Genomic DNA, 25826 nt, shown 5'->3' with positions numbered 1-25826 from the left:
TTACATAACGATATTCTGGTTAAGATAAGCTGTTACTGCTGTAAGAGACACTATATTCATACTCAATGAAATAATCTTATCTCTCTTTTGTTGTTGGTTTTATGTGCAATATTAATGTTTCAAATGTTGATAAAATGTTTGTTATGTGATTTTATTTGCGTGAAATTGTTGCTGGTCACTCGTGTATACCTGCAAACAACTAAAGGATCCGGACAAAGCATTTGGATCCGTTACCAAGACACAAGATGTCGAAAGGGAGATAAGTATGTATAAGAATAATTCGTTAACCAACGCAGTGCGTCTGGCATTGGTTGGTGGTGTTGCAGCGACTGCTTTTAGCGCTCCAACCGTTTTGGCGGCCGAAGAAGGTGCTGACAATGTAGAGCGTATTCAGGTTACAGGCTCTCGTATCAAGCGCACCGATATGGAAACCGCAAGCCCTGTCAGTGTGATCGATGCTTCATCTATCATAGCGTCAGGCGCAGTGAATATTGACGACGTTCTGCAAAAAATGACCTCAGCCGGTGGTGCCATGACCAACGCCGGTATCAACAATGGCTCAGGCGGTAACTCGCGCATTAACTTGCGTGGTTTGGGTGATAACCGCACTCTGGTTCTGGTGAATGGTCGCCGTATGATTGCATCCGGTACCGGTGCGGCATCTTCTGTTGACCTTAACACCATTCCGGTATCTATGATCCAGCGTGTCGAAGTACTGAAAGATGGCGCTTCTGCCATTTATGGTACCGATGCGATTGCCGGTGTGGTTAACATCATTCTGAAAAGAGATTTCGACGGCTTTGAAATCAACGTTCAAACAGGCCTTTCCGGTGAAGGTGACGCTGACGAGTCCAGCATCGACATGACACTGGGTAACACCTTTGAGAAAGGTAATGTCGTTGTTAATGCTCAATACACCAAGCGTGGTGATGCCAGCCAGGCTGACCGTGATTTCTCAAAGTGCCCGATTGCAGAGACAGGTCCAAAGGGTGAGCGTAGCCTGTACTGCGGCGGTAGTAGCTATTCTCAAGGCGGTCACATCTGGGGTGACAACAACTTTGGTATCGTGGGCACAGGACCAGAAGGCGCTTATGCCATAGGAGACAAGGGCTACTATGGTGAATATGTTGATAACGGTGAGGGCAAGCCTAAGTTCCAATACTTTGATGGCATGTCTGAGGCGGATCTGAGCGGCTTGGGTGGAACTTATCATGAGTTCAGCGATGCCGACAGATACAACTACGCCAAGGACAGTTACCTGTCGACGCCAATGGAGCGTTTGAACCTGTCCATGGCGGGTACTTATGAACTGACCGAATCGATTCGTTTCTTCACCGAAGCCATGTACTCCAAGCGTTGGTCCAATCAGCAGATGGCGCCTCAGCCAATCTGGAACAACTCTGCTTGGGTTTACAATCCTAAGTCAGCCGGTGGCTGGATGACCGATGAACTGCTGCCTTGGGTTCAACCCGGTGAAGCACTGGCTTATGGCCGTCGTATGGTTGAGTCCGGTACCCGTGACTTTGACCAAGTAGTAGACACTATTCGTATCGTTGTTGGCTTGGAAGGTGAGTTTGAAAACGGCTGGACCTGGGATGCTTCTTACAACAAAGGTAAGAACGACTCAACCGATACTCTGGCTAACCTGCACAACTTGGGCTCCATCAACGCTGCGGTTCTTGAGGGCACTTTTGATCCTTTCCTGCAATCATCATGGGAAGGTGAGAGCATCAAGCCATACATATATACCGAAGTGAACAGCGGTGGCAGCGAGTTGGATATTATTGCAGCGACTCTGTCCGGAGATTTGTTTGAACTGCCTGCCGGTATAATGGGCTTTGCAGCGGGTTACGAGCATCGTAAAGAGGCTGCGCATTATACTCCTGATTCCCTGACTTCCCAGGGCTTGGCAAACGATCCTCGCGTAGAGCCAACCTCCGGTGACTTCAGTGTTAATGAATTTTACGCAGAATTGGCAATCCCACTGCTTAGCGAATTGCCTTTGGCGCAGCAAGTGGATCTGAGCGCCGCTATGCGTTACTTCGATTACAGCACTTTCGGTGATGATACTACCTGGAAACTGGGTCTGACCTGGCGTGTTTTTGATGACCTGATGATCCGCGGTGGTATGTCCACTGCCTTCCGTGCCCCAACTGTATATGAACTGTATGGTGGTAAGTCACCATCATTCGAGCAGATTGTTCACCCTGCTACCGATCAGGATCAGGCTGAAGTGACTGTTGGTGGTAACGAAATGCTGACCCCTGAAGAAGCTGATATCACTACTCTGGGTCTGGTGTATTCACCAAGCTTTGTAGAAGGTTTGTCTCTGACCGTCGATTACTATGACATCGAGATCTCCAACACTATTACTTCAGTTGACAACAACTATATTGCCAACCAGTGTCTGGATGCCGGTGGTAACAAGATCAACACAGGCACTGCGCTGTGTCAGTCTTCCAACATTGAACTCGACAATAGCGGTCGTATCAAGTTCGACAACGGTTTGCAGAACATAGGTGCTACCAATACCTCAGGTTACGACATCAACGTTGCCTACGTATTCGATGCCTTCGGTCTGGACTGGAAGGCCGGCTGGGACAGCTCTATCCTGAGTGAGTATGAAGAGTTTGACCCGGATGGTAATGCAGTTGACTATCGTGGCTATATCACAGGTGGCGTGGGTGCTTATGCCAAGTTCAAGAGCAACCTGAACATTACCGCTGCCGGTGATGATTGGACTGTCACTTATGAAGCTCGCTACATCGACGGTATGGACTCGTTTGCTTGTAAGAAAAATGATGGCAGCTGCTACGCGCCTTCAGTAGACAGCGTGGTTTACCATGACCTGTCAGGTTCTTACGATATCACCGACCGCATCCGTGTATCCGGCGGTGTTAACAACCTGTTTGACAAAGAGCCTCCGTACTACACTGGTAACAACGACTCGAATACCGACCCTTATACCTATGATATGTTGGGCCGCTACTTCTTCGTTCGTGCCAGCATGAAGTTCTAATGACACACTTCATCTTTGGATGAATTAAGTTAGCTTCAAAGAATGAAACCCCGGGATGATACCCGGGGTTTTTGTTTTTCATACTACATATAGGTAGCGGATCCATCCAAACTCACAAAACACTATTACGTAACAACTGGAATAAGCCCCGGTTGCCAATTGATTCTTTGACCAGTGAATAGGGCGAATGAGTTTGTAGCGAAACTGGCTTCCCCTGGATAGTAATCGTTTGGAAAAAGTGGATTGCCATCGGTCTGCAGAATTGATTCCTTCAAAGATTTATAAAATATAACGCACCGCCTTATGCTTTTTAATTATAAATAAATCATAAGGTTAAATATTAGCTTGTGCTGTTTTTGCGGTTATTCTTGGCTCAGGAAGGCGACACATATTTGATCACTAAATGTAAAAAAAAGCCATTGATGATTAATCACACAGTTAGCCTTAGTTTCCAGCGTTTTCGTCTCATTTCAAATGTTGACACAGGTCAACATTTTGTGAAATGATGCCAGCGGGTCTATGCCTTCAGGGGCATAGGAAAGGGAAGATAAAAAACTAACAATCACAAGAGAAAGACATACTTGATAGCATCATCTGCCGTTGAAATAGGGATATTCGGGGCGCTGTTGCTGAAAAGTTAAACCTTTTTAATCACTTCAAATTGGTTGGGAACTATGTCCAAGGTAAGCAATAGAACAAAAATCGCTTCTGCGCTTGTTGGCGCGCTGGCACTCGCCAGCAGCAACTTAGTCGTTGCAGATCCTCTTACCGACGCGCAAAAAGCCGCGGGTCGTCTGCAGTCAGACGCCGTTGCGTCACAGAAGAAGATCGATAAGTATTTTGACCAGGCTCAAGATATGCTTTTCGAATATTCCGCCGTTGCTGACGAGCGTGAATCTCTCAAAGCCTACAATGATTATCTGGCTGGTCTGGTCGCTGACCAGGAAGCCACAATGAAATCCATTCAGGACGATATCAATGGCGTAGACAAACTGCGTCAAGGTGTTGTTCCTTTGATGTTTAAAATGGTTGATGCCCTGGAGCAGTTCGTGGCTCTGGATCTGCCATTCAAATCTGAAGACCGTGCACAGCGCGTTAAAAACCTCAAAGACCTGCTTAACACTGCCGAAGTGACTCTGGCTGAAAAGTTCCGTTTGATCCTGGATGCTTACAGCATCGAGCGTGAGTACGGCAGCTTTGTTGACGTTGAAACCGGTAAGCTGAACCTTGATGGTAAAGAAGTGCTGGTTGATTTCTTCCGCTTGGGCCGCGTAGCTCTGTATGCTCAGAGCCTGGACCAGAAGACTGCCTGGATGTACAACTCTGAAACCAAGGGTTGGGATAAGCTGGATGACAGCTATCTGCGTGACATCACCAAGGGTATTCGTATCGCCCGTAAACAAGGGGCTCTGGATCTGTTCGCACTACCAATTCCAGCTGCGGAGGCTGCACAATAATGAAAAAGCTAATCACTACCGCCGTCGTTGCTGCCAGTTTCTCACTGTCTGCCGGTATGGCCAGTGCCGCAGAGGCGCCTAAGACGATTGATCAACTGCTGCAGCAAGTTAAAGTTGAACGTGCCGCTCAAGGCAAAATCAATGCTAAGCGTGAACAAGAGTTCCAAGCTGAGCGTGGCGACAAGGCCGCCCTGCTGAAGCGTGAAAAAGATGCGCTGGCTGCTGAAACTCAACGTGGTAAAGACCTGAACCAGGCCTTCCTCGATAACGAGCGTAAAATTGCTCAACTTGAAGAAGACCTGAAAACCGCTCAGGGCGACTTGGGTGAAATGTTCGGTGTAGTTAAAGGCGAAGCTGGCGATTTCGCCGGTAAGCTGATCAACTCCAACGTCAGTGCCCAGTATCCAGGACGTGACAAGTTCGTTCAGGACCTGGGTGCCCGTAAGCAACTACCTAAGATTGAAGAGCTGGAACGTTTCTGGGAAGAGCAACTTTTCGAAATGGCCGAATCCGGCAAAGTCGTTAAGTTTGAAGGTTCTGTAACTGACATTGATGGTAACGTGAACAACACCACCATCTATCGTGTCGGTGCTTTTAACCTGTTGGCTGATAACAAGTATGTGGTTCTGAACCACGAGCTGGGTCTGATCCAGGAGCTGTCTCAGCAGCCGGAAGGTTATCAGGTTAAGCCTATCGCTGACTTCGAAAAAGCCACTTCAGGTACAGCCAAGCTGTATGTTGACCCTGCCCGCGGTACTCTGCTGAACATCTTCACTCAGAAGGCCAGCTTCCAAGACCGTATTGAGGCCGGTGGTACCATTGGTTACATCATCATCGCCTTGCTGGCTCTGGGTCTGCTGATCTCGCTGGAGCGTCTGGTGACTCTGACTGTTATCGGTGCCCGTGTTAAGTCTCAGGCCAAGAATGTTGCCAACCCAGGTAACAACGCTCTGGGCCGTGTACTGAAAGTGTACCAAGAGAACAAAGATGTTGACGTTGAGACTCTGGAGTTGAAACTGGATGAAGCCATCCTGAAAGAAACACCAGCGCTGGAAACGCGTATCTCCATCATCAAAGTATTGGCGGCTATCGCTCCTATGATGGGTCTGCTGGGTACCGTAACCGGTATGATTGCAACCTTCCAGAGCATCCAGTTGTTCGGTACGGGTGATCCAAAACTGATGGCCGGTGGTATCTCTATGGCACTGGTAACGACAGTACAGGGTCTGATTGCGGCTCTGCCACTGATGCTGTGTCATGCTATTGTTGTGGCTCGCAGTAAGTCTATTGTTCAAATCCTTGAAGAGCAAAGTGCCGGTATTATTGCTGAACACGCAGAGAAGAGGGCTGACTAATGATGCTATACCTGATGGACATTTGGGATTCCGTCAGGGGCTTCATGGCCTCCGGAGGCGATGTCCTCTGGCTTGTAGCGGCGGTGCTGTTTCTCATGTGGGTATTGATGCTTGAAAGATTCTGGTATCTGAACTGGGTATCACCTAAGAATCATAAAGAGATCATTACTGCATGGAATGCCAGGGAGGAAACCACCTCCTGGTATGCACACCGTATCCGTGAAGCTTGGGTATCCCAAGCGAAGCAAGATATGAATGCACGTATGCTGATCATCAAAACATTGGTAGCCATCTGTCCTATGATAGGTCTGCTGGGTACTGTGACAGGTATGATTTCAGTGTTCGATGTTATGGCAGTTCAGGGGACGAGTAATGCTCGTCTGATGGCAGCTGGTATTTCTATGGCCACTATGCCTACTATGGCTGGTATGGTCGCGGCATTGTCCGGGGTGTTCTTCAGCACTCGTTTGGACGCCAAGATGAAAATCAGCTTGGAAAAGCTGAAAGACAGCCTGCCACACCACTAGAGAGAGATTGAACATGGCACGTAAGAAGCATTCCAGTGTAGAAGAGGAAGCACAGATCGATATGACCCCGATGCTCGACATCGTGTTCATCATGCTGATCTTCTTCATTGTGACCACCTCGTTTGTGAAGCCATCCGGTTTGGACTACAACAAACCCAAGGCGTCCACAGCGACTTCAAAACCTTCGGCGAACATCTTTATCGGCGTCAGTAAAACAGGCGTAATTATGATGGAAAACCGTCAGGTTGATATTGAACGAGTAACCGCTAACGTAGAACGTATGTTGGCAGAGGCACCAGAAGCCGCCGTTCTGATCCAGGCAGACAAAGAAGCCCAACACGGCTTGGTTGTTAAAGTACTGGATCAGGTGAAGGCTGCTGGTATTGATAAGGTCTCGGTATCTGCGGGGAACGACTGATATGTTAAGAGCACTAGTATCTATCATTATTGGTGCTGCTGTGACTTTTGGTCTGTTCTGGTTTATGGCATTCCTGGTCGGAGGTGGCGCTCAACGTGGCGACACCTCAACCGAAACGCCAGTTATCGAGATCACAATGGACAAGCAGGATTCGAAGGCACAGAAGAAACCAAGGGTGACACCTAAGCCACCCCCACCACCAGAGCAGCCACCGAAGCCAGCGGAAACGCCACCGGATAGCTCTTCTGATATTGATACCAATATGGCATTCAATATGGGTGGAGTAGAAGCAGGCGGTCCAAGCACAGGCTTTAAGCTGGGCAACATGATGACCCGCGATGGTGATGCAACACCTATAGTGCGGATTGAACCTCAGTATCCCATTGCTGCGGCGCGTGACGGTAAAGAAGGTTGGGTACAACTGCGCTTTACCATCAACGAACTCGGTGGTGTTGATGATGTTGAAGTTATCCAGGCTGAACCAAGAAGGATCTTTGATCGTGAAGCGGTTCGTGCACTGAAGAAGTGGAAGTACAAGCCGAAGATTGTTGACGGTAAGCCGATGAAGCAACCCGGTATGACAGTTCAGCTGGACTTCACCCTGAACCAAGGAGACAGATAAGATGCAAAAAGTGAATAAGCTTGCTGCAGCCATGCTGTTGACTTTGTCAGGCAGTGCAGTACTGATGGCGCCAATCGCCCAGGCCGCTGAGAAGTGTCCTATCGACCAGCGTCAGGCGAAGGCGGTGGGTCAAACTGCTGCCAAAAAGGTGCAGAGATCCTTTGAAGCCTATCAGGACGGTAATCTGGACGAAGCAATTGCAGTATTGCTGGAAGCCAACGCCCGTAATGACTTCGACAAGGCCTATATTGCCCGTATGCTGGGTAACTTCTACGCTGAAAAAGGTCAGATGGGCACTTCCATCAAGTACCTTAAGCAGGCAGTAGAAGCCGATATCCTCGGTGGAACCGACCACAGTGCAACTCTTAAGTTGTATGCGGATCTGCTGCTGCAGGAGAAGAAGTTTAAAGAAGCTATCACCTACTACAACAAGTGGATGGACTTCTCCTGTAAGCAAGATCCTGTGGTCTACCGCCGTATCGGTATTGCTTATACAGAACTGAAAGACTATCCAAACGTGCTGAAAACAGCGGACAAAGGTTTGTCATTGGCCGAAACGCCCGACAAGAACCTGTACCAGCTTAAGTTCCAGGCTTACTTCAACCTCAAGCAGTACAAGAAAGCGGTTGGTGTTCTGGAAACTATGGTACCCCTGTTTCAGGATGATAAGCGTCTTTGGGTTCAGTTGGCTCAGCTCTATCTGCTGACCGAGGACTTCGACAAGGCTACAGTGACATACGATCTGGCCTATCAGAACGGTTTCCTGGAAACTGCTGATAACATCACTCGTTTGTCGCAACTGTTGGCGTCCAAAGGTTCCGCTTATCGTGGTGCGGTGATTTTCGAGAAGCACATGAAACAAGGGCTTATCGAAAAAAGTGAGAAAAACCTGTCTATGTTGGCCGGTTTCTTCCACAACGCCAAGGAGCTGAAGAAGGCCGCGGCCTATTATGGTCAAGCTGCTGCTGTCGGTAATGATGGTAAGTTGTACCTGAAACAAGGTCGTTTGCTGGCTTTGGATCAGCAGTTCAAGGAAGCGATTCCAGTATTCAAGCAAGCGCTGGATGCCGGGCTCGAAAACCCTGGTGAAGCTCAGTTTGAGCTGGCACTGGCCTACCTGAACCTGAAAGACTATAAGTCGGCTTACCGCCGTGCTGAATTGGCCTCAAAAGATTCCAAGACAGCACGTAGCGCCACTAGCTACCTGTCATACATAAAAGAGAAAGCGCGGATCCATAACGTTTCACTTTAATGCGATGTCAGCCAAATGAAGCCCCGTAAGGGGCTTCATTTTTTTGGTTCATTGCGGATCTGCGGCGAACGCCACTTTGATTTTCAAAACGCTACTCTGACGTCGAAAAAAATTAGGCGGTATCCAGCTATCCATGCCCCCATTAGCTTCGGCAGTTTGTTTTTGTTACTCACTCCTGTTAATCGATTTTCGGTACAGCTCAACCAAGGGCATTAGTCATTTGCTGTCAGCATTGGCCTAAGGTTCTGCTTGGTCAACCTAAAACCATATTGCTTTAGTTATGTTTTTGTAAGGTTATTGCCTCGTATCACGTCTGTTTATCAGTTAGCTTGCGGTTGTTTTGAGTAAGCTGTAGGCCAGGTTATCCATACTTAGACCGACAAGTTTGCCTGAGAGCGGCATTGCCAATGGCCCCTGCTGTACTTGGCAATAATATCAAGCCGAGCATAGCTATTTTGAGACAAGGCATCAGGTGCGCTAACTTGAGGGCAGTATTCATATTTATGACTATGACTTCAAAGCTTGAACAAAGATTAGACAGAAAAACGGCTGGAGTCTTAGTATTTGTTACTTGGTAACGAACCAATAACTTCTCAACCGTTTTCATTTCTGGATACGAATTAATCTATGATTTACTTTTTATACGCCAGCTTGGCTTCAGCTTTATTTTGAACAGCTGGCCGCAGGCAAGCGTTTGATCCATTCGCTTATCAGCGCAACTCCTTCATCGTGGCTGAGGCTACGGCCAATTTCGGGCATTCTGTCGCCCGGTTCATTGCTCTGCATCCGGAAATGCATGATGGACTCGGCCGGATTACCCGGTACCACATCGTAGCCCAGGGTGCCGCCGCCATAGGCGACAGGCGATTTACAGGTGCCGTGGCTGAAGCCGTTGTCTTCATCATAGCTGCGCTGATATTCCAGTTTCAGCCCGGTATTGGAGGCATTGCCTTCGGGTCTGTGGCAGTGGGCGCAGTTGATATCCAGGTAGCCCTTGGCCGTTTGCATCAACTCGCTGTCACTTAGCTGAGTCAAAGTGGCTTCATCACTATCCACATAGGCTGGTACCTTATCGACGCTGGTAAGGGGTGGCAGGCCGCTCAGAATACCTGCGCTTTGCCAATGAAGCAGTTGGTTGGCGCTGCCATCCTGGTAGGGGTAGTCACGGTTCAGATGGCGGGCCTTGGGACCAATCGGCATAAACACCGCCTGGCTGGCGCTGTCGGCCTTGAACTGATGACACTGCTTGCACTGATTCATTGACGGGACAACATAGTCAAAGTTCAGGGTTTGCCCCTTGTGCACCACGCTCTTGCCTTGAATGGCACCGGCCTTGGCCAAAGAGGCATCTGTTTGCTCGGCATTCCAGACATAGGGCAGGGCGGTCCAGCCCGACTCCCTGTGGATCAACAACCGGGTTTCAATCAGAGTTTCATTGTCCACGCCTCTGGTTGCGGTATCGGCGGGCAGGGCAAATGTTTTCACCAGTACTGTGCCTACCGGGAAGTCAAAGGCCTCATTGCTACTGTAGTTGGCGTGTTTCCCCTCCGGCACGAACACATAGCGGTACTTACTGGCATAGTCGGTAAACAGCGGTGTGTTGAGTTTGTAAGGGATCCCGCCACTGTTTGACATGGCCGCCGGCATAGAGGCGTCGGCAAACAGGCGGTATTGTGCCAGGCTGCTGCAATTGGCACCCGTCAGAGCATCCCAGTTCACACCAGAGCCTTGAGCGCTGCACAGCGACAGGTCGCCATCGCCTTCAAGGCCGCCTTCACCTTCTCCTATAGTACCGCCACCGCCGACCAGCACGCCGCCGTCACAACCTTCAGTATCATCATCCACGCCGCAGCCGAAGATCTGTTCGCCGAAAGTGACGGTATGCACAGGTAGGCTGACCAAAGAGCATTGCAACAGTTGCTGCTGTTTGGTTTCGTACATGACATCGGGAATGCTGACATCGGTATTGCTGTTGCCGTAGAGCCGGCCAACGCTGACATCTCCATTGTTGCTGGCACAGACATTTTCACTGCCGTCAGGGTTGAAGGGGAGTTCACCAAAGCCGAGATAGGCGCCGGTACCATTATTGGCGAGCAGTTCACCCAGGCCATCGTAGAGGATCCCCGGGAAGCGGCCATGGCTGTAGATGTAGGCCTTGATGATATCCTCGATAAGATAACCGTTGGGCTTGGTGGCAAAACCGCTTATCTGGTTGTCATGGATATAGATGTTGCGTGGTGTGGCGCGCCAGCCATCTTCAATGGCCTGACCCGGCAGGGCATAGCTGGCGGCAAAGGTGGAGACATCCGGCTCGGCGATGAAGAAGCTGGAGACAGTGACCGCCAGGGTATCGTGGTTGCTGATCTGGTTGTTGAACACTTCCACATCGTTGGTGGAGAGTATGATCACCCCGGTGCCGGGAGGAACAATATGCACTCCGGCCGGGTTGGCAGAGGCGTTGGCGAAGTTGTGGGTATTGTTGTCATAAACCTTGTTGTTGAATACCCGTACGCTGGAGCCGTACTTGTGGTTGCCTATGGGAAGGTCGAACACCAGAATACCACCGGTATTGCCCATGGCCTCATTGTTATAGACATCGGCAAAGCGCGAGTTTTCCACTTCGATACCGGCGACGTTTTCCTTGGCGACATTGCGTCTGACGACTATGTACTCAGACTGGCCCACATAGATACCGGCATCGGCGCTGCCGCGGACATAGCTGTCTTCAATCAAAATATTCTCGCATTCCACCGGGTAAAGGCCGTAGGCGCCATTGCCTTGATCCAGCTCACCTTCCCACACGGCGGAGACATTGCGCAGTATGATGCCATTGGTATTTTTCAGCTTGATGCCGTTGTTTTTGGCTTCATAGACCGACAGATCCTTGATGGTGATATTGAGAGCGTTTTGCACAAAAATACCGTCACCGGCGTTGGCATTGGCAAAGTCGAGAATGGTTTCATCGCGGCCATAGCCCATGACAGTGACATTGCGGGCATAGCTGCCGTCACCGTCGACATCGCCGTCAAACAACAAGGTGGCATCTATCTCAAATCGGCCCTTTGGCAACACGATCACAGCGCCACTCTGGGCGTTGATCAGAGCTTCCTGAATTCGGGTTGTCAGATTGTCTCCGGCTTCAACCATGATGGCGCCTTCGGGGAAGGGGCTGGTTAGCGGCGGTGGCGTCACGACCTGTGGTTCAGTGGTTTGAGATGTATTGTCGTCATCCGAGCAGGCAATGAGTCCCAGGGTTAACCCGGCTGCCAGCAACGCCAAAGTCAGGGGGTTTTTCTTGTTGAACATAATCTCTCCTGATAATTGTTATTATTCCGTTAACAAGATCCCGATTCATTTCCCGACTGACAATGTGAAATCCGGCCAAATTAGCGTCAAATAATGCAAGTAGCAGCAGATAACAAATTGAGGCATTATCGCCATATATAAACACTATTTTAACAACCGTTTGTTTTTTATCATTTATTCTGGATTTCGTTCGCAGGCAGTGATAAAACCTCAAGCGTCAGAATCAAAAGGAGTTGGCATGAGTAAGGATGAACAAGAATACAGCCTTTCCGGTGATCCCATTTTCAGATACACGGATGGTGAAAAGGAATGGCAGTCACCTATGGGTGAAGAGTGTATCGTCCAGATAAGCGAACATATTGAGCGCCATATTGGTGAAGTCACCTGGGTCTTTCATGAAGTTATCTCGGATACTGTGCATATTGATGTGCATTATGTGGCACCGACAGACGAGCGACCTTTCCATACTCTGGTGACTTCCGGCATGAGTGACTTGCCTATGAGTACCCCCGAAGGGGCGGATATCCCCAGGTTTATGGAGCTGATGATCACTTTGCCGGCGCATTGGCAGATAAGTCAGGAAGCCTTCAGCGATGAAAAGTGGTACTGGCCTATAAGGCAGCTTAAGTTTTTGGCGCGCTTTCCGCATAAATACGACAGCTGGCTGGGCTGGGGACACACAATACCCAATGGTGATCCTGCCGAACCCTTTGCCGAAAATACCCGTCAAAATGGCATGATAGTTCTGCCGTCACTGCTACTTGATAATGCATTCCACACCTTGGAGATTGACCAGGACAAGTGCATCAGTTTTTATAGCCTGGTGCCGCTTTATGAAGAAGAGATGATGTTGAAACTGGAGCAGGGCAGCGATGCTTTGTTGGATCTGTTCGACAAGTATCAGGTGAGCGATTTGGTGGATGTTGCCAGAATCAATGTGGCCACAGGGCGGAAATAGCCGAGCCCTGGGGTAATGCCGATCAGTTAAGACAGATCGCTTGACGATCTCACTGAAAGGATCAAAATCCGATGACCTCATGTCATCGGATTTTTTTATGCAACTTTCAGAAGCTTTGGCGCGTACTCATATCAATCGTCTTACCGAATTCACCTGTCTGGCCGATGTGCTTGAGCCTGAGTTAATTCAGTCGTGCCTTGATTCACATGGTGTTGCCAGTTTAAGGCGGCGTAAGTTACCTATGGATGCCATGATTTGGGCGGTGATTGGTATGGCTCTATTCAGAGGCGAGTCCGTCCGCTCTCTCATCAATAAGCTTGATATCGTCTTACCTCAAGAGGTGGATTACGTTGCGCGCAGTGCTGTCACTCAAGCGCGCAAGCGGCTGGGCTCTGACGTTGTTCAGGATGTGTTTAAGCGAAGTGCCAAGACCTGGCATGAGAGAGCTGAGCATCCGCATTGGTGTGGGCTCAACCTCTATGGGGTCGATGGTGTCGTGTGGCGAACACCTGATAGTGAGCAAAACAATCAGGCTTTTGCCAAAACTGCCAACGCTTCTGGTGATGCTGCCTATCCTCAAATTCGCATGGTTTGCATGATGGAGTTAAGCAGTCACTTGGTATTGAACAGCGCCTTTGATTCTGTTGCTGTCAGTGAAATGAATTTAGCCGCCGAACTGATATCAAGCATCCCCAATAACAGCCTGACGCTGTTTGACAGAGGCTTTTATTCGTTAGGGCTTTTGCACGCCTGGCAACAGGCTCAACCTAACAGTCACTGGCTGCTGCCGTTGAAGAAAGGGACGCAATATGAAGTGGTACGCTCTTTAGGAAAACACGACCAACTGGTGCGGTTAACCACCACGCCTCAAGCCAGAAAGAAGTGGCCTATGCTGCCTGAGAATATTGAAGCTCGCTTACTGACGAAAACGATAAAAGGTAAGTCGGTTTCCATTTTGACCTCATTAACGGACCCCTTGCGTTATCCGGGGGCAGAAATAGCGGATTTATATGCTCATCGATGGGAGATAGAAGTGGGCTATCGGGAGATGAAGCAGCATCTTCTGGAGAGTCGCTTTACGTTACGCAGTCAATTGCCAGAGCTGGTTACCCAGGAATTATGGGGGGTACTGTTGGCCTATAACCTCATTAGATACAAGATGGTGTTGATGGCTAAAAGCTTACCGTCGTTACATCCGAACCAATTAAGTTTTAGAGATGCATCGAGTTATATCATTTTTAAACTGACTCAGCTGTCATCTCAAACGCCAGGGAATGTCCCGAGAGATGTCTTGGACATAGTGCGTAATGCGAGGCAGTTCAAGCTTGATGGGAAACGCGATAGAGCCTATCCACGTGCGTTAAAAATGAGTAAAAACAAGTATCCCATTAAGCCCTGGGGACTCATTCATAGCACACTCATAATAACAAAGTAAAAAGCCGGGCTGAGCGGTATTGTACAGGCTAGCCCGGCTTTTTTGAGTCTTAACGCTTGTAACTGATGTGCTGATGGAATCTCAGCACCAGTTCATGGCGCTCCGGATCCAAACCTATGGCTTCGGCAAAGTCTTTCAAAGCTGCTTCCACCTGGTTCATATAGCGGCCATAACCCGGCTCTGTGTAATCCTCTTTACCGGCGACCAGCAAAAAGTGCACCGATTCCACCAAGTTACCTCCATCCCAATGGCTGACAAACTGGGTGTCGGTTGCCGCAGGATCAAAGCCTATCATCTGGGCTTCGGCAGTGCTTTCCACCTTCTCGAACTTACTGTTGCGAACCAAAGGCATCAAGCCATTGGCTACCATGGCGGTGCGGTGTAATTGCTTGCCTGCCGCCGCGCTGCGGAACTTGTCCTCAAGGAACTGGTACAGCGGGCTGAAGTCTTCGGTATGCTCCTCTTCCAGTACGCTCTGTTTCAGGCGGCGGCTCAACGGCAGGCTGACGGTGACATAGGCCAGTGAGCTGTGATCTTCCGGCAGTTTGCACCTGCGCGACTTGTAGCGCTGATAGATATCTCTTAGTTTGTAGCCATAGGTCTTTTTCTCACCCTTGGCACGGGCGAAGAGATCGTAGGCCATGTGCTGGTGATCGCGGACTTTGACCTTTAACTCCTGCTCCGGCAGGTTGTCCAACACCCCATTCAATACGGCGTTGACCCGGTTGTGGAAGTTGGCAGCGTTGGCGCGAATCTCCTTACCGGTAGCCAAAAACAGCAGTCTTAACTTGCGGGCCTTGTAGTCCGGCTGGAAGAACAGATTCTGGGCTTCATGGTAGGCTGGGTTGTAAAAGAACAGGATCTGTTCGGCAGTTTGGAAGCAGTAGGCCTCGGTGTGAAAACGCACCACAGGCAGTTTGTCATTGGCGATCACATGAATGTTGTGCAGATCTTCCTTTTCTGCCAACTGGAATACTAACTTGCTGATCTCGCGGTAGCAGTTTTCGTAACTGGCATAGTGACTGAGCAGCGCATCTGTCATCAGTATTTCAGCCATGATGTACTGGCTGGTACGGGTGGCCAGGGGAATATAGACTTTTTGCAGGGACATATGCTTTCCTTGTTTCATGTTATCACGCTGGTATGGGCATACTAGCCGGGTTGCACAGCACTCTCTTTGCGACAAAACAACTTTCAATCCGATCGGCTATAGACTTATCGCGCCCGCCCTAGTGTAATCTATGGTTATGATTTATTAAACATTAATAAAATTTAGCCAACCTTAAGGCAACAAGCTGAACCACAAGGAGTGATTAATCTTGATTATCGAAAGCCCCAGATTAATTTTGAGACAGTTCCGTGATGGTGATCAGCAGGCCTTGTTCGCCATGAACAGTACTTCCGAAGTCCTGAGATATATCCCCGGCGAGCCGTTGAAGGATGTTGAAGAGGCCAGTCAGGTGCTTGAAAAGGTTATTTTTGCCGACTACCGCAAGTATGGTTATGGTCGCTGGGCGGTTGAGCATAAGGCCGACGGCAAGGTGATAGGTTTTTGCGGTCCTAAGTTTCTGCGGGAGTTCGGCAAGGTTGAGTTGGGATACAGATATCTGCCTGAATACTGGGGCCAGGGGCTGGGTTATGAAGCCGCCAGCCATGCATTGCCAAAAATAAAAGCGATTTGCGCCGTGGATGAGTTGATAGCCCTGATCATGGATGGCAACCTGGGTTCGGAAGCGATAGCCCTTAAGTTAGGGATGCTGCCGCAGGAAGAAAGTGAACTGATGGGGCACAAGGTGAGGGTATTCAGGTGCAGCCTTTAGTCGTTTTTAGCTATGTCGTCCTGCGGCTATTATGTCCGGCTGCTATTATGTCCGGTGATTGCCTTATCCGCCTGTTGCCGGCGCAGATGCGTCCGTGGTGGGGGCTTTGATAGATTCGATTGCCGATTCAACCCAGGGCAGCACAAAGGCGGTGATCTTGGGCTGGGCCTTTTCGTTCGGGTGCAGCCCATCGGCCTGCATCAATTCGGGAAAGGGCGCTATCTCTGTCATAAAGAAGGGCATCAGGGTGACGTTGGGCTGCTTGGCCAGCTCACTGTAAACGGCGCTGAAGGCGTTGGCATATCTGGGGCCGTAGTTTGGCGGCACCATGACTTCGGAAAGCAGCACTTTGGTGCCGGATTGCTGGGCCAACGCAATGATTTTTGTAAGATTGTTTTTTAGCTCCGTTGGCAAAAAGCCTCTCAGACCATCATTGCCGCCTAGCTCCACCAACAGCAGCGAGGGTTTTACCGACTCCAGCAACTGAGGCAATCTTCTGAGGCCTCCGGCCGTGGTTTCGCCGCTGACAGAGGCATTAACAATGTTATGCTCGGGCAGGGCTTGTCTTAGCCCTTCGACCCAGCCCTGTTTCTCGGCCATGCCGTAACTGGCTCCCAGACTGTCACCCAGGATCAGTATATCAGCGGCCTTGACGGGCTGCGCAGAGAACAAGAATATGAATGGTATCAATGCCAGCGGACGCAAGCATAAGGAAGTAATTTTGAAGAACAGTGCCATTAAGGTTTCCCATCTCGTAAAAACTGTCACTACCCAGGAAGGTGACCTGACTATCCTGAGTGGCATCAATTTGGATGTCAAGCCGGGCCAGAGTGTGGCCATTCTTGGGCCATCAGGTTCAGGCAAATCAACCCTACTGGGCCTGCTGGCTGCATTGGATACCCCCTCGTCCGGTGAGATTTGGCTCGATGGCAGTGCCTTGGCCGGGCTGAATGAAGAGCAGAAGGCTGCGCTGCGTAAACAGAAAGTCAGCTTTATTTTTCAGTCTTTTATGTTGGTTGATACCCTCAATGCCCTGGAAAACGTCATGCTGCCGGCTGAACTTGCGGGTATCAAGGATGCCAGAGAGCGAGCCAAAGCCATGCTGGAGCGAGTTGGTCTTGGGCACAGGCTCAATCATTACCCGAAACAGCTTTCCGGCGGTGAACAGCAGCGGGTTGCTATCGCCAGAGCCTTTATCAGCGAACCCAAGGTGCTGTTTGCCGATGAACCCACGGGCAACCTGGACAAACACAACGCCGACAGGGTTGCCGACATGCTGTTTGAGCTCAATCGCGAGAGTTCGACCACCTTGATTTTGGTGACCCATGATATGCAACTGGCCAGTCGTTGTGAGCGCCAGTTGGAGATGCACGAAGGGCGATTGTATGAACAGGGGCAGCAAACCCTGCCGGAAGAGGCCGGTTTGCATGAGGCCAAGACAGAAAGCCAGGTTCTGGCGGCATCGGTAACGGCAGAGGAGGGGCGCTGATGGAATGGACGCTGGCATGGCGCCTGTTTCGCCGCGAACTCAAGCAAGGGCAGTTGGTATTGATAGTGCTGGCCTTGACCCTGGCGGTGTTGTCTGTGACCGGTCTGGCCCGGGTCAGTGACAGATTGCAGCTCGCCATCAATGGCCAGGCGGCCAAGTTTATCGCCGCCGACCGAATCATTAATTCACCCGTCCCCATAGATGCAGGCATACTGCAGCAGGCCAACGCGTTAGGGCTGAAGCAATCGCATAGTTTGCAGTTCAACTCTATGGTTTACAGCGGTGATGCCTTTCAGTTGGTCACTGTCAGGGCAGTTGATAGTGCCTATCCGCTCAAGGGTAAAATTGTCTTGCGTCAAGGGGAAACCAGTGCCTTGCCGCAGCCAGGTGAATTGTGGTTTGAAATGCGTCTTGGGGGATTGCTGGGGTATCCCAAGAGTGTTGAGCTGGGTAACGCTCAGATGGCGTTGGCCAAGGAGATAGACAGGCTGCCCGATGCCGGTTTCAATCCATTTGCTTCTTCCCCCCTGGTGTTGATGCGCCTTGATGATGTGGCGGCAACCGGGGTCATTCAGCCCGGCAGCCGGGTGACATATCTTTATCAGTTTGTCGGGGACAGCCAGGCGCTGAGCCGTTTTGAAGAATATGCCAAGCCACTGCTGACCAGTAGCCAACGTTGGGTGGATGTACAATCCGGCGATTCGCCGATTGCCGGGGCGGTGCAGCGGGCAGAGCGGTTCTTGCTGCTGGCGAGCTTATTGGGGATAGCCCTTGCCTGCGCCGCTATAGGGATTGCTGCCCAGCGTTATTGTCAGCGTCACTATGATGTGGTTGCCATGCTGAAAACCTTTGGCGCCAGTGCAAGACAAATCCGTTTATTGTTCGGTCTGCACTTGCTGCTGGTGACCTTTCTTGGAGTGATCTTGGGGATCTTCGGTGGTCTGGTGCTGGATTATCTCATCAGCCGAGCCTTGCCTGCGGAAATTGCCGCCTATTCTCCGCCTATGTTCAGACCGCTTCTCTTGGGGCTGGCTACAGGGTTTATCAGCGCCTTTATGTTCAGTGCCTATCCGCTGATGCGGCTGCTGGCTATTCCGCCGCTCAGGGTGTTGCAACGCCAGCTTGAAGGAATACGTCTGGGTATGTGGTTGCATCTGCTGCTGAGTTTGGCGGCTATGGGATTGCTCGGCTGGCTTTACTCGCGCTCTTTGCCTTTAACTCTGACCGTGGTGGCCAGTGTGGTGTTGCTCGGGGTGCTGCTCAGCCTGATGGGTTTTTTGTTAATCCGCCTGGGGCAGAGTGTTGGTATGCGCACGACCAACCCCTTGTCGCTGGCACTGGCGGGCCTTCGGCGCCGCGCCAGACAAAACGCTGTACAACTGGTGGGCTTTTCCAGCGCCTTGGTGTTATTGCTGACCATAATGGCGTTGCGTCAGGACTTGCTCAGCGAATGGCAGAAGCAGTTGCCTGAGGATGCGCCGAACTATTTTCTGGTTAACATAGCCCCGGACGAAGTAGAGCCGCTGGCGGACTTTATGGCTCAGCGCCAGATTGCTGCCACAGATATCTATCCTGTTATCCGCGGTCGGCTCAGCGCCATCAATGGTGAGGAGGTGATCACTGCCGAAGAGCAGGAACAGGGGCAGAGAGGGCGCCTTGGGATTTCAAGGGAGCTGAATCTCACCTGGCGAAATACCTTGCCGCCCAACAATGAGATCCTTGACGGCCATTTTAATCGGCAAACCGATGAGGTGTCAGTGGAGTCCGGGGTGGCCGAGCGTTTGGGAATTACTGTTGGAGACAGCCTGAGTTTTGTTATCGATAACCAAACGCTGACTGTCAAGGTGGCCAGTATTCGTTCTGTGCAGTGGGAAACTTTGCAACCCAACTTCTTTATGATTTTCAGTCAGGAAGCCTTGGCGCCCTTTGCTTATACCTCAATGGCCAGTTTTCATCTGGATGATGGTCAAAAGGCCGTTGTGCTTGAGATTATCCGTAATTTCCCCACTGTCTCTATCATAGATGTGGGGGCCATGGTGGCTCAGCTCAAAGAGATAGTCGCCCAGGTATCTTTGGCGCTGACGCTGGTGTTGGTGCTGGTGGTATTGGCCAGTGCCCTGGTGATGATAGCGCAGACCGAAGCCGGCATGGCCAGTCGCCAACGAGAACTGGCGGTTCTACGCACCTTTGGCGCGCCGGGAAGCTTGCTTAAGCTTGCCACGGCGTTGGAGTTTGCACTGCTAGGTGCCGTGGCAGGCATTCTGGCGGTCACAGTGGCGGAGTTTGCGCTCTGGCTTTTGAAAACTCAGGTGTTTGAACTCAGAGTCAGTCCTCACTGGCAATGGTGGCTGTTGGCTCCCCTCAGTGGCGCCTTGTTGGTGGCACTACTTGGCTTGTGGCGTTGTCGCAGTCTGCTGCAAAAGTCCTGTGGTGAGCTGTTAAGGCTGGAGTAGCGCCAGGGGGTAGGTTGTCAGGCAATTTTGTCGAACCATTTTTTTGCCTGGCTTGGGTGGTGAATTACTGACCTTTTGCTGTTATTTTGAGCGTTGCTGGGGTAGTATTCCGACTTTCTTTTGGACAGTGAAGGGATGCGCTGCAACAAGTGAGGTGAGGCAAGTTGACACTGATACTGGCAGGCGCGATGGCTTTGGCGGGGACTATGGGCGTCTCCGCTTACACTTTGGGACATTCAGCCTTCAAGGCAGGAATGGGGGTTAAACGTTGGGTGGCTGCCGGGTTGTTTTTGGGACCCGCAGCCATGTTGTTATTTAATGCACATAGGCAATTGGCGCACCGCAAAACCACTCGACCCGGCGATAGCAAGCATGCTTTCTAGAGTTGTCTATTGATTCCAAATCACAGCAAAAGGGAGCATAAATGCTCCCTTATTTTTTCGCTGTTCCATTAGTTCCACCAGCCTCTGGCTGGCACCACTTCCAGGTGACACAGACCCTCCGGCAGTTTCACTCTTTTACGCTCTGGTTTGGTCAGACCCAATAACTTTTTGATTGATATGATCATAATTAGTCCTCCAAGGCCCGGGGTCAGGCGTATATAAATTTCACATTAGGCGCGGCGGCCAGCTCGACAGGTTTGAACTTCACGTTCGGGGCTGCGGCCAGCTCGACAGGCTTGAATTTCACATTAGGCGCGGCAGCCAGCTCGAAGGGCTTGAATTTCACATTCGGAGCTGCGGCCAGCTCTACAGGCTTGAACTTCACATTAGGGGCGGCGGCCAGCTCGACAGGTTTGAATTTCACGTTCGGGGCGGCGGCCAGCTCGACAGGTTTGAACTTCACATTAGGCGCGGCGGCCAGCTCGACAGGTTTGAACTTCACGTTCGGGGCTGCGGCCAGCTCAACAGGCTTGAATTTTACGTTCGGAGCAGCAGCCAGCTCAACAGGCTTGAATTTTACGTTCGGAGCAGCAGCCAGCTCGACAGGCTTGAATTTCACGTTCGGAGCAGCAGCCAGCTCTACAGGCTTGAATTTTACGTTTGGAGCAGCAGCCAGCTCGACAGGCTTGAATTTCACGTTCGGAGCAGCAGCCAGCTCGACAGGCTTGAACTTCACATTAGGCGCGGCAGCAAGTTCAACAGGTTTGAATTTGACGTTTGGTGCAGCGGCAAAAGCCAGTGAACTGGTAACAACGGCGGCGGTAGCAACTATAAATTTAATCATTATCTTATCTCTCTCAGGGTAGTGGTAACAGTCAGCGGTTAACTTCTTGACGCTGAGAGAGATAAAGCAGGAGTCATGCCAGAAATGTTGTCTTAACTTTAAATTGATTTTTCTTTGATGACTTTTTGGTTTTTATGCTGTTCGAACTTTGTTGCTAAACCGTGTTCTTTTTACTTGATAATTCAGGCATATTTTGTTTCAAATATTCAGAAAATTCAGCCTCAGAAACCGCCTTGCTATAAATAAACCCTTGTATTTCTTCACAATTTATCGCTTTTAAAATACTCAGCTGTGAGGGTTCTTCTACGCCTTCGCCCACAACGGAAAGCCCCATATTGTGGGCTATGGTGATGATGGAGTCGACCATCTTTAAATCTCTGTCCGATTTATCGATATCGTCAACAAAGGCTTTATCTATTTTCAAGCTGTGAATGGGGAATCGCTTCAGATACGACAGGGACGAATAGCCGGTGCCAAAGTCATCAAGTGCCAGACAGACTCCCATTTTTGCCAGTTGTTGCATGACTTTAATGGCTTTTTCAGGATGCTTGATAACAGTCCCTTCAGTGATTTCCAGTTCCAGATTAGCAGCAGGTAGGCGTGTCAGACGTAAAATTGACGCGATTCTTTGCTGCAGATCGGGTAGGGCGAATTGTCGCGACGACAAATTGACAGCCACACGGCCATCAAACAATCCCTGTTCACGCCACTGCTGGGCGGCAAAGCAGGCCTTGCGCATAACAAGGTCGCCTATTTCAATAATTAGACCATTTTCCTCTGCCAGCGGAATAAAGTCATTGGGTGGGATTAATCCATGCTGAGGATGATTCAAGCGGACCAAGGCCTCCATACCCGACACTAAACCGCTACGCAGATTTATTTTGGGCTGGTAATAGACTTCAAACAGATCGTCTTTCAGGCCTTCGCGGATGAGATTCTCTACCTCCAACTGCCTAATTGCATTGCGGTTCAAGGATTCAGAGTAGAACTGATAGCGGTTACCTCCGGCAGACTTGGCATGGTACATGGCAATATCGGCCTTTCTCAGCAGTGCCTGCTCATTTTGCTCGTCTTCGGGATAAAGCACTATGCCTATACTAACGCCGACAACCAGTTGTTCGCCTACCAGTTCAAAGGCTTGACCGAAGGCGTCTATGACCCGGTTGGCTATCACTGCACTGGAACCTATGTCCGGATTCTTGTCCACCAGAATGGCAAATTCATCCCCACCTAGGCGATAGAGGTTGGTGTGTCCGGGTATAGATTGCTGCAGCCTCTGTGCAACCAGGATCAAAAGCTCATCACCTATCTGGTGACCAAGTGAATCATTGATTTTTTTGAAATTATCCAGGTCAAGTACCATCAGGGTGTGGTGATGATCTTTCTTCACCAGGTTGCCTAGGGTGACTTGCAAGTTGGAGCGGTTGGGAAGACCGGTCAGGAGATCATTGTTGGTGAGCTTACGCAGCTCTTCTTCCTGCTGTTTACGACGGGAGATATCGGAAAACACCCCAACATAATGGGTCAGGATCCCTTGCTCATCGTAAATCGCATCTATGGTGAGCTCCATCAGGAACTCTGAACCGTCGCCCTTAATGGCTTCTATATCGTTACTCCAGCGGCCGTATTGCTGCAATAACTGCTTTATTTGTTGATTGTAATTGTCAGGATAACGGCTGAATTGCAGCGTTGTGCCGAGCAACTGGTTGCGGCTGTGTTGGGTGAGTTCACAGCAGGCTTCGTTAACCTCAACATAATGGAAATCGGCATCCAGAATAAACATGCCTTCCGAGATATTCTCTATCGCCCGCTCGAATAGGCGTAGCTGCTCTTCTGCTGTCTTGAAACTGTTGATGTTTTTGATGGTTCCCGTCATACGCAGGGCATTGTCATGCTCATCCCGCTCAACAATTTTGGCTCTGTCGAGGATCCACAGCCATTCACCATTTTTGCTTTTAACCCTGTAGGTTGCTTCAAAATGATCTGTTTCACCGTAAAAGTGTTTGTTGAGTGCTTCTCTTACCCGCTCTCTATCTTGAGGGTGAATATTGCTCTCTTCACCATGATGGCCGGAACGCTGGCCGTCGCGGGGAAACTCGAGGGAGCCCCAGATATTGGAGCGGTATATCTGACCCGTTTCTATATCCCAGTCCCACATCTCATCACCGCTACCCCAGAGAGAGAGCTTTAGCCTCTCCTCACTCAAGGCTATTTGGCGCTGGATCTCTCTCTTGCGCAGCACGGCTTTGGTGATAACCGTCAGTATTAGCAGCATTATCAAAACATAGAGCGCCTTGGCAATGTTGGAGAGCCACCAAGGCGGGGTTATTTCTACTTGGAGTTCGGTATTTTGGCCTTTTTTACCTGTGATGGGATCTATTGCTCTGAGCTGAAAGGTGTAGCTTCCGGGAGAAAGATTGGTATAGGTTGCAGAATTAATGCCTTTGGAGCTGATCCAGTCGTCAGAAAGCCCTTGTAGCCGGTACTCGTACTCGAGTTTAATATGAGAATACTTTGGGCTATTGAATCTAAGAGTGAAGGGGTAATCGGAGTATTTTAGTTTGATCTCATTTGACAGCGAAAGAACTGAGGAGAGTTTACTATTATCGACGAATTGGGGGATATTAAATATCAATAGTTCATTGAGGTTGGCTTTTGGCGCATGACTATTTTTGAAGTTAACAATGTCATTGGGTGAAATAATGGTTAACCCGGAGATCCCTCCCAGTAGGAATCCATTTCTCCAAGTTGAAGCGCTTTGTGTATTGTATTCATATTGACTACCGAAATCTTCATTTAAAAGATATGTTTCACCAGAGATTCCTATTATTACTTTTCTGATGGATGTGGCAACATAATTACCATCAGAATCAGTTGCGATTGAGTAAATTGGACTGTTGGCGATATACGTTGTTGATATTTTTTTTGTAGCTTTATTGTAGAATTTTAGGCCTGTCCCAGTGCCTAAGTATGTGCCTGATTTTGTTGGTGCGATGCTGTAAGTGATCTCATCACTAAAAATATGTTTGACGCCTGTAGTGTTACTGGCAGTAAAGACACCAACTTGAGTTGCGATATAAAGTTGATTGCTTTCGTAAGCAATGTTGAATATTGATGGTTTTTCACTTATTTCATATTGGCTGACGATGCCGAGTGTTTTTACATCAACTTCATGTATTAGGGAATTTGCAGTACTTATTGCAATTCGTGTTTCATCCTCATTGACAGCTAATGCGACTATAGGGCTATCAATTATTTGATACCGTGTTCCAGTATTGACATTTATAGCATACAATCCATTTAGAGAGCCGTAGAAAATAGTGTCATTTACAAGTCCTGCTGTTTTGGGGCCTTTTAGTCCTGTATCAACAGATAAGATCACGTTGAGGTCTTCATTCAGCAGTTTAAGAACTTGTGTGTCATCTGATATTAGAAGGTCTTTTTTCTGGTTTTTTTGTATATTCCAGACGCTTTGAGTATTACTGGCAAGAGTCGAAGCGAGTTGGCTTTTAATATCTATCGCAGAAAACCCTTTATTGAGAGATGGAATGTAAATGCGGCCTTTTTCTGCATAAATGAAACTCATTGACGTAGAGAGAGCCACATCCTTGATTAGACCTAGAAACTTTTCTTCTCCTTTAGATGAAATGTTGAATACTTTGTTATTTTTTAAGGCGTATAAGTCATTTCTCAAGCTGAATATGTTATTGTATTTTTCTACAGATATGCTTGTTAGTTTATTATCTTTCCATCTGTGTATACCATCTTCTTTTAAAATGTAAATGCATTCCGTTCCTTGGCTGATTGATATTGACTCTTTTGATATTAATTTACTTGCTTGCGAATCTTTATTTGTCTGATAGACAGAACCATCGTGATTGCGCGTTATATAAAGATTTTTGTAGGAGATAATCTGTTTTACATTAAGAAAATTTTCTGATTGCAATAATGTGATTTTAGGGGTTGTAGTAGTTATCTGATCTACTTTAGCTATTTTGTCGTTGAGACCAACTAATATTGAATCTTCCATTCGTTGGAGAGACCAAACTGCACTGTTCATACTGCTTATGGGTACAAAAGTGTTTTTTTCCTTATTATAGGTATAGAGACCATGGTTGGTGCCAACTAAAAGAAGGTCTTTGTGTGAGTATAAACTTTGGATGAATGAACTTCTCAGACCAGTCCCGTCATTGGCGAAATATTGTTTGAACTCCTTGCCATCGAAACGGTTAAGACCATTGAGAGTTCCTACCCAGATATAACCATCCGAATCCTCGGTTATCGATGTGACTGTGCTTTGTGAGAGCCCTTCAGGAACGCCGTATGTTTCTGCTTTTAGAAGGATCGGAGCGGGAGTATCAATCAGAGGAAGTGCTGCAACTGTAGCCGGGACAAAGGCGATAACCAAACACCAGAGCATTGTGAGGTAGAGCAGGAAATTAGGCATAAATTTAGTAAATTTTATAATGAGTGATGCCAGTATCGTGA

The 25826-nt window shown here is 49.2% G+C and carries 17 protein-coding genes; 12 read left to right on the top strand and 5 right to left on the bottom strand.

Annotated features, from left to right (window positions below):
* The first annotated feature begins 265 nt into the window (after positions 1-265).
* The 7 genes from SIL79_RS18745 to SIL79_RS18715 all read left to right on the top strand — a co-directional run bounded on the left by SIL79_RS18745 (position 266) and on the right by SIL79_RS18715 (position 8650).
* Positions 266-3019 (top strand): TonB-dependent receptor, encoded by a 2754-nt coding sequence (locus SIL79_RS18745; protein ID WP_144362146.1) that lies wholly within the window; start codon positions 266-268, stop codon positions 3017-3019.
* A gap of 674 nt (positions 3020-3693) precedes the next feature.
* The gene (locus SIL79_RS18740) at positions 3694-4476 is read left to right on the top strand and encodes a DUF3450 domain-containing protein (protein ID WP_039035598.1); all 783 of its coding nucleotides are present in this window, start codon (positions 3694-3696) and stop codon (positions 4474-4476) included.
* Positions 4476-5831 (top strand): MotA/TolQ/ExbB proton channel family protein, encoded by a 1356-nt coding sequence (locus SIL79_RS18735; protein ID WP_039035599.1) that lies wholly within the window; start codon positions 4476-4478, stop codon positions 5829-5831. Before SIL79_RS18740 ends, SIL79_RS18735 begins: the two co-directional genes overlap by 1 nt.
* On the top strand, positions 5831-6358 hold the full coding sequence (locus SIL79_RS18730; protein WP_082014355.1) for a MotA/TolQ/ExbB proton channel family protein: 528 nt from the start codon (positions 5831-5833) through the stop codon (positions 6356-6358). The genes SIL79_RS18735 and SIL79_RS18730 overlap by 1 nt, the downstream gene beginning before the upstream one ends.
* 13 nt (positions 6359-6371) lie before the next feature.
* Positions 6372-6776, top strand: a complete 405-nt coding sequence (locus SIL79_RS18725; protein ID WP_025011238.1) for an ExbD/TolR family protein — start codon at positions 6372-6374, stop codon at positions 6774-6776.
* 1 nt (position 6777) lies between these two features.
* Positions 6778-7398, top strand: coding sequence for an energy transducer TonB (locus SIL79_RS18720; protein WP_039035600.1), 621 nt, complete (start codon positions 6778-6780; stop codon positions 7396-7398).
* A 1-nt stretch (position 7399) separates the two neighbouring features.
* The gene (locus SIL79_RS18715) at positions 7400-8650 is read left to right on the top strand and encodes a tetratricopeptide repeat protein (RefSeq protein ID WP_039035601.1); all 1251 of its coding nucleotides are present in this window, start codon (positions 7400-7402) and stop codon (positions 8648-8650) included.
* Between the two features lie 663 nt (positions 8651-9313).
* On the opposite strand, the gene SIL79_RS18710 is transcribed toward SIL79_RS18715, so the two are convergent.
* Positions 9314-11956 (bottom strand): SO2930 family diheme c-type cytochrome, encoded by a 2643-nt coding sequence (locus SIL79_RS18710; protein ID WP_319619868.1) that lies wholly within the window; start codon positions 11954-11956, stop codon positions 9314-9316.
* A 238-nt stretch (positions 11957-12194) separates the two neighbouring features.
* Between SIL79_RS18710 and SIL79_RS18705 the strand changes: the two genes are divergently transcribed.
* Positions 12195-12914 (top strand): suppressor of fused domain protein, encoded by a 720-nt coding sequence (locus tag SIL79_RS18705; RefSeq protein ID WP_162207297.1) that lies wholly within the window; start codon positions 12195-12197, stop codon positions 12912-12914.
* A gap of 97 nt (positions 12915-13011) precedes the next feature.
* Positions 13012-14349: an IS4 family transposase gene (locus SIL79_RS18700; protein ID WP_319619867.1), complete on the top strand. Its 1338-nt coding sequence runs from the start codon at positions 13012-13014 to the stop codon at positions 14347-14349.
* Positions 14350-14398: 49 nt separating this feature from the next.
* Here the strand turns inward: SIL79_RS18700 and SIL79_RS18695 are convergent, their stop codons facing one another.
* Complete coding sequence (locus SIL79_RS18695) at positions 14399-15460, bottom strand: DUF3083 family protein (protein ID WP_039035604.1); 1062 nt, start codon at positions 15458-15460, stop codon at positions 14399-14401.
* Positions 15461-15668: 208 nt separating this feature from the next.
* Here SIL79_RS18695 and SIL79_RS18690 point away from each other — a divergent pair, with 208 nt between their 5' ends.
* Positions 15669-16169 carry a GNAT family N-acetyltransferase gene (locus SIL79_RS18690; RefSeq protein WP_319619866.1) on the top strand — a complete coding sequence of 167 codons (501 nt, stop codon included), beginning with the start codon at positions 15669-15671 and terminating at the stop codon, positions 16167-16169.
* Between the two features lie 63 nt (positions 16170-16232).
* On the opposite strand, the gene SIL79_RS18685 is transcribed toward SIL79_RS18690, so the two are convergent.
* Positions 16233-16847 carry an arylesterase gene (locus SIL79_RS18685; RefSeq protein ID WP_319619976.1) on the bottom strand — a complete coding sequence of 205 codons (615 nt, stop codon included), beginning with the start codon at positions 16845-16847 and terminating at the stop codon, positions 16233-16235.
* On the opposite strand from SIL79_RS18685, the gene SIL79_RS18680 reads away from it, so the two are divergent.
* Together SIL79_RS18680 and SIL79_RS18675 are read left to right on the top strand one after the other, a co-directional pair.
* Positions 16846-17658 carry an ABC transporter ATP-binding protein gene (locus SIL79_RS18680; RefSeq protein ID WP_083399785.1) on the top strand — a complete coding sequence of 271 codons (813 nt, stop codon included), beginning with the start codon at positions 16846-16848 and terminating at the stop codon, positions 17656-17658. The two genes, SIL79_RS18685 and SIL79_RS18680, sit on opposite strands and share 2 nt — an antisense overlap.
* Positions 17658-20111, top strand: coding sequence for an ABC transporter permease (locus tag SIL79_RS18675; protein ID WP_319619865.1), 2454 nt, complete (start codon positions 17658-17660; stop codon positions 20109-20111). The genes SIL79_RS18680 and SIL79_RS18675 overlap by 1 nt, the downstream gene beginning before the upstream one ends.
* A 591-nt stretch (positions 20112-20702) precedes the next feature.
* Here the strand turns inward: SIL79_RS18675 and SIL79_RS18670 are convergent.
* Positions 20703-21338: a hypothetical protein gene (locus SIL79_RS18670; RefSeq protein ID WP_319619864.1), complete on the bottom strand. Its 636-nt coding sequence runs from the start codon at positions 21336-21338 to the stop codon at positions 20703-20705.
* A 154-nt stretch (positions 21339-21492) separates the two neighbouring features.
* Positions 21493-25785 carry an EAL domain-containing protein gene (locus SIL79_RS18665; RefSeq protein WP_319619863.1) on the bottom strand — a complete coding sequence of 1431 codons (4293 nt, stop codon included), beginning with the start codon at positions 25783-25785 and terminating at the stop codon, positions 21493-21495.
* Between the last annotated feature and the right edge of the window lie 41 nt (positions 25786-25826).

It is taken from the genome of Shewanella indica (assembly GCF_033842865.1).
Taxonomy (GTDB): Bacteria; Pseudomonadota; Gammaproteobacteria; order Enterobacterales; family Shewanellaceae; genus Shewanella; species Shewanella indica.
Note: the sequence above shows the minus strand (reverse complement) of the source record. Positions and strands in the feature narration are given on the sequence as shown.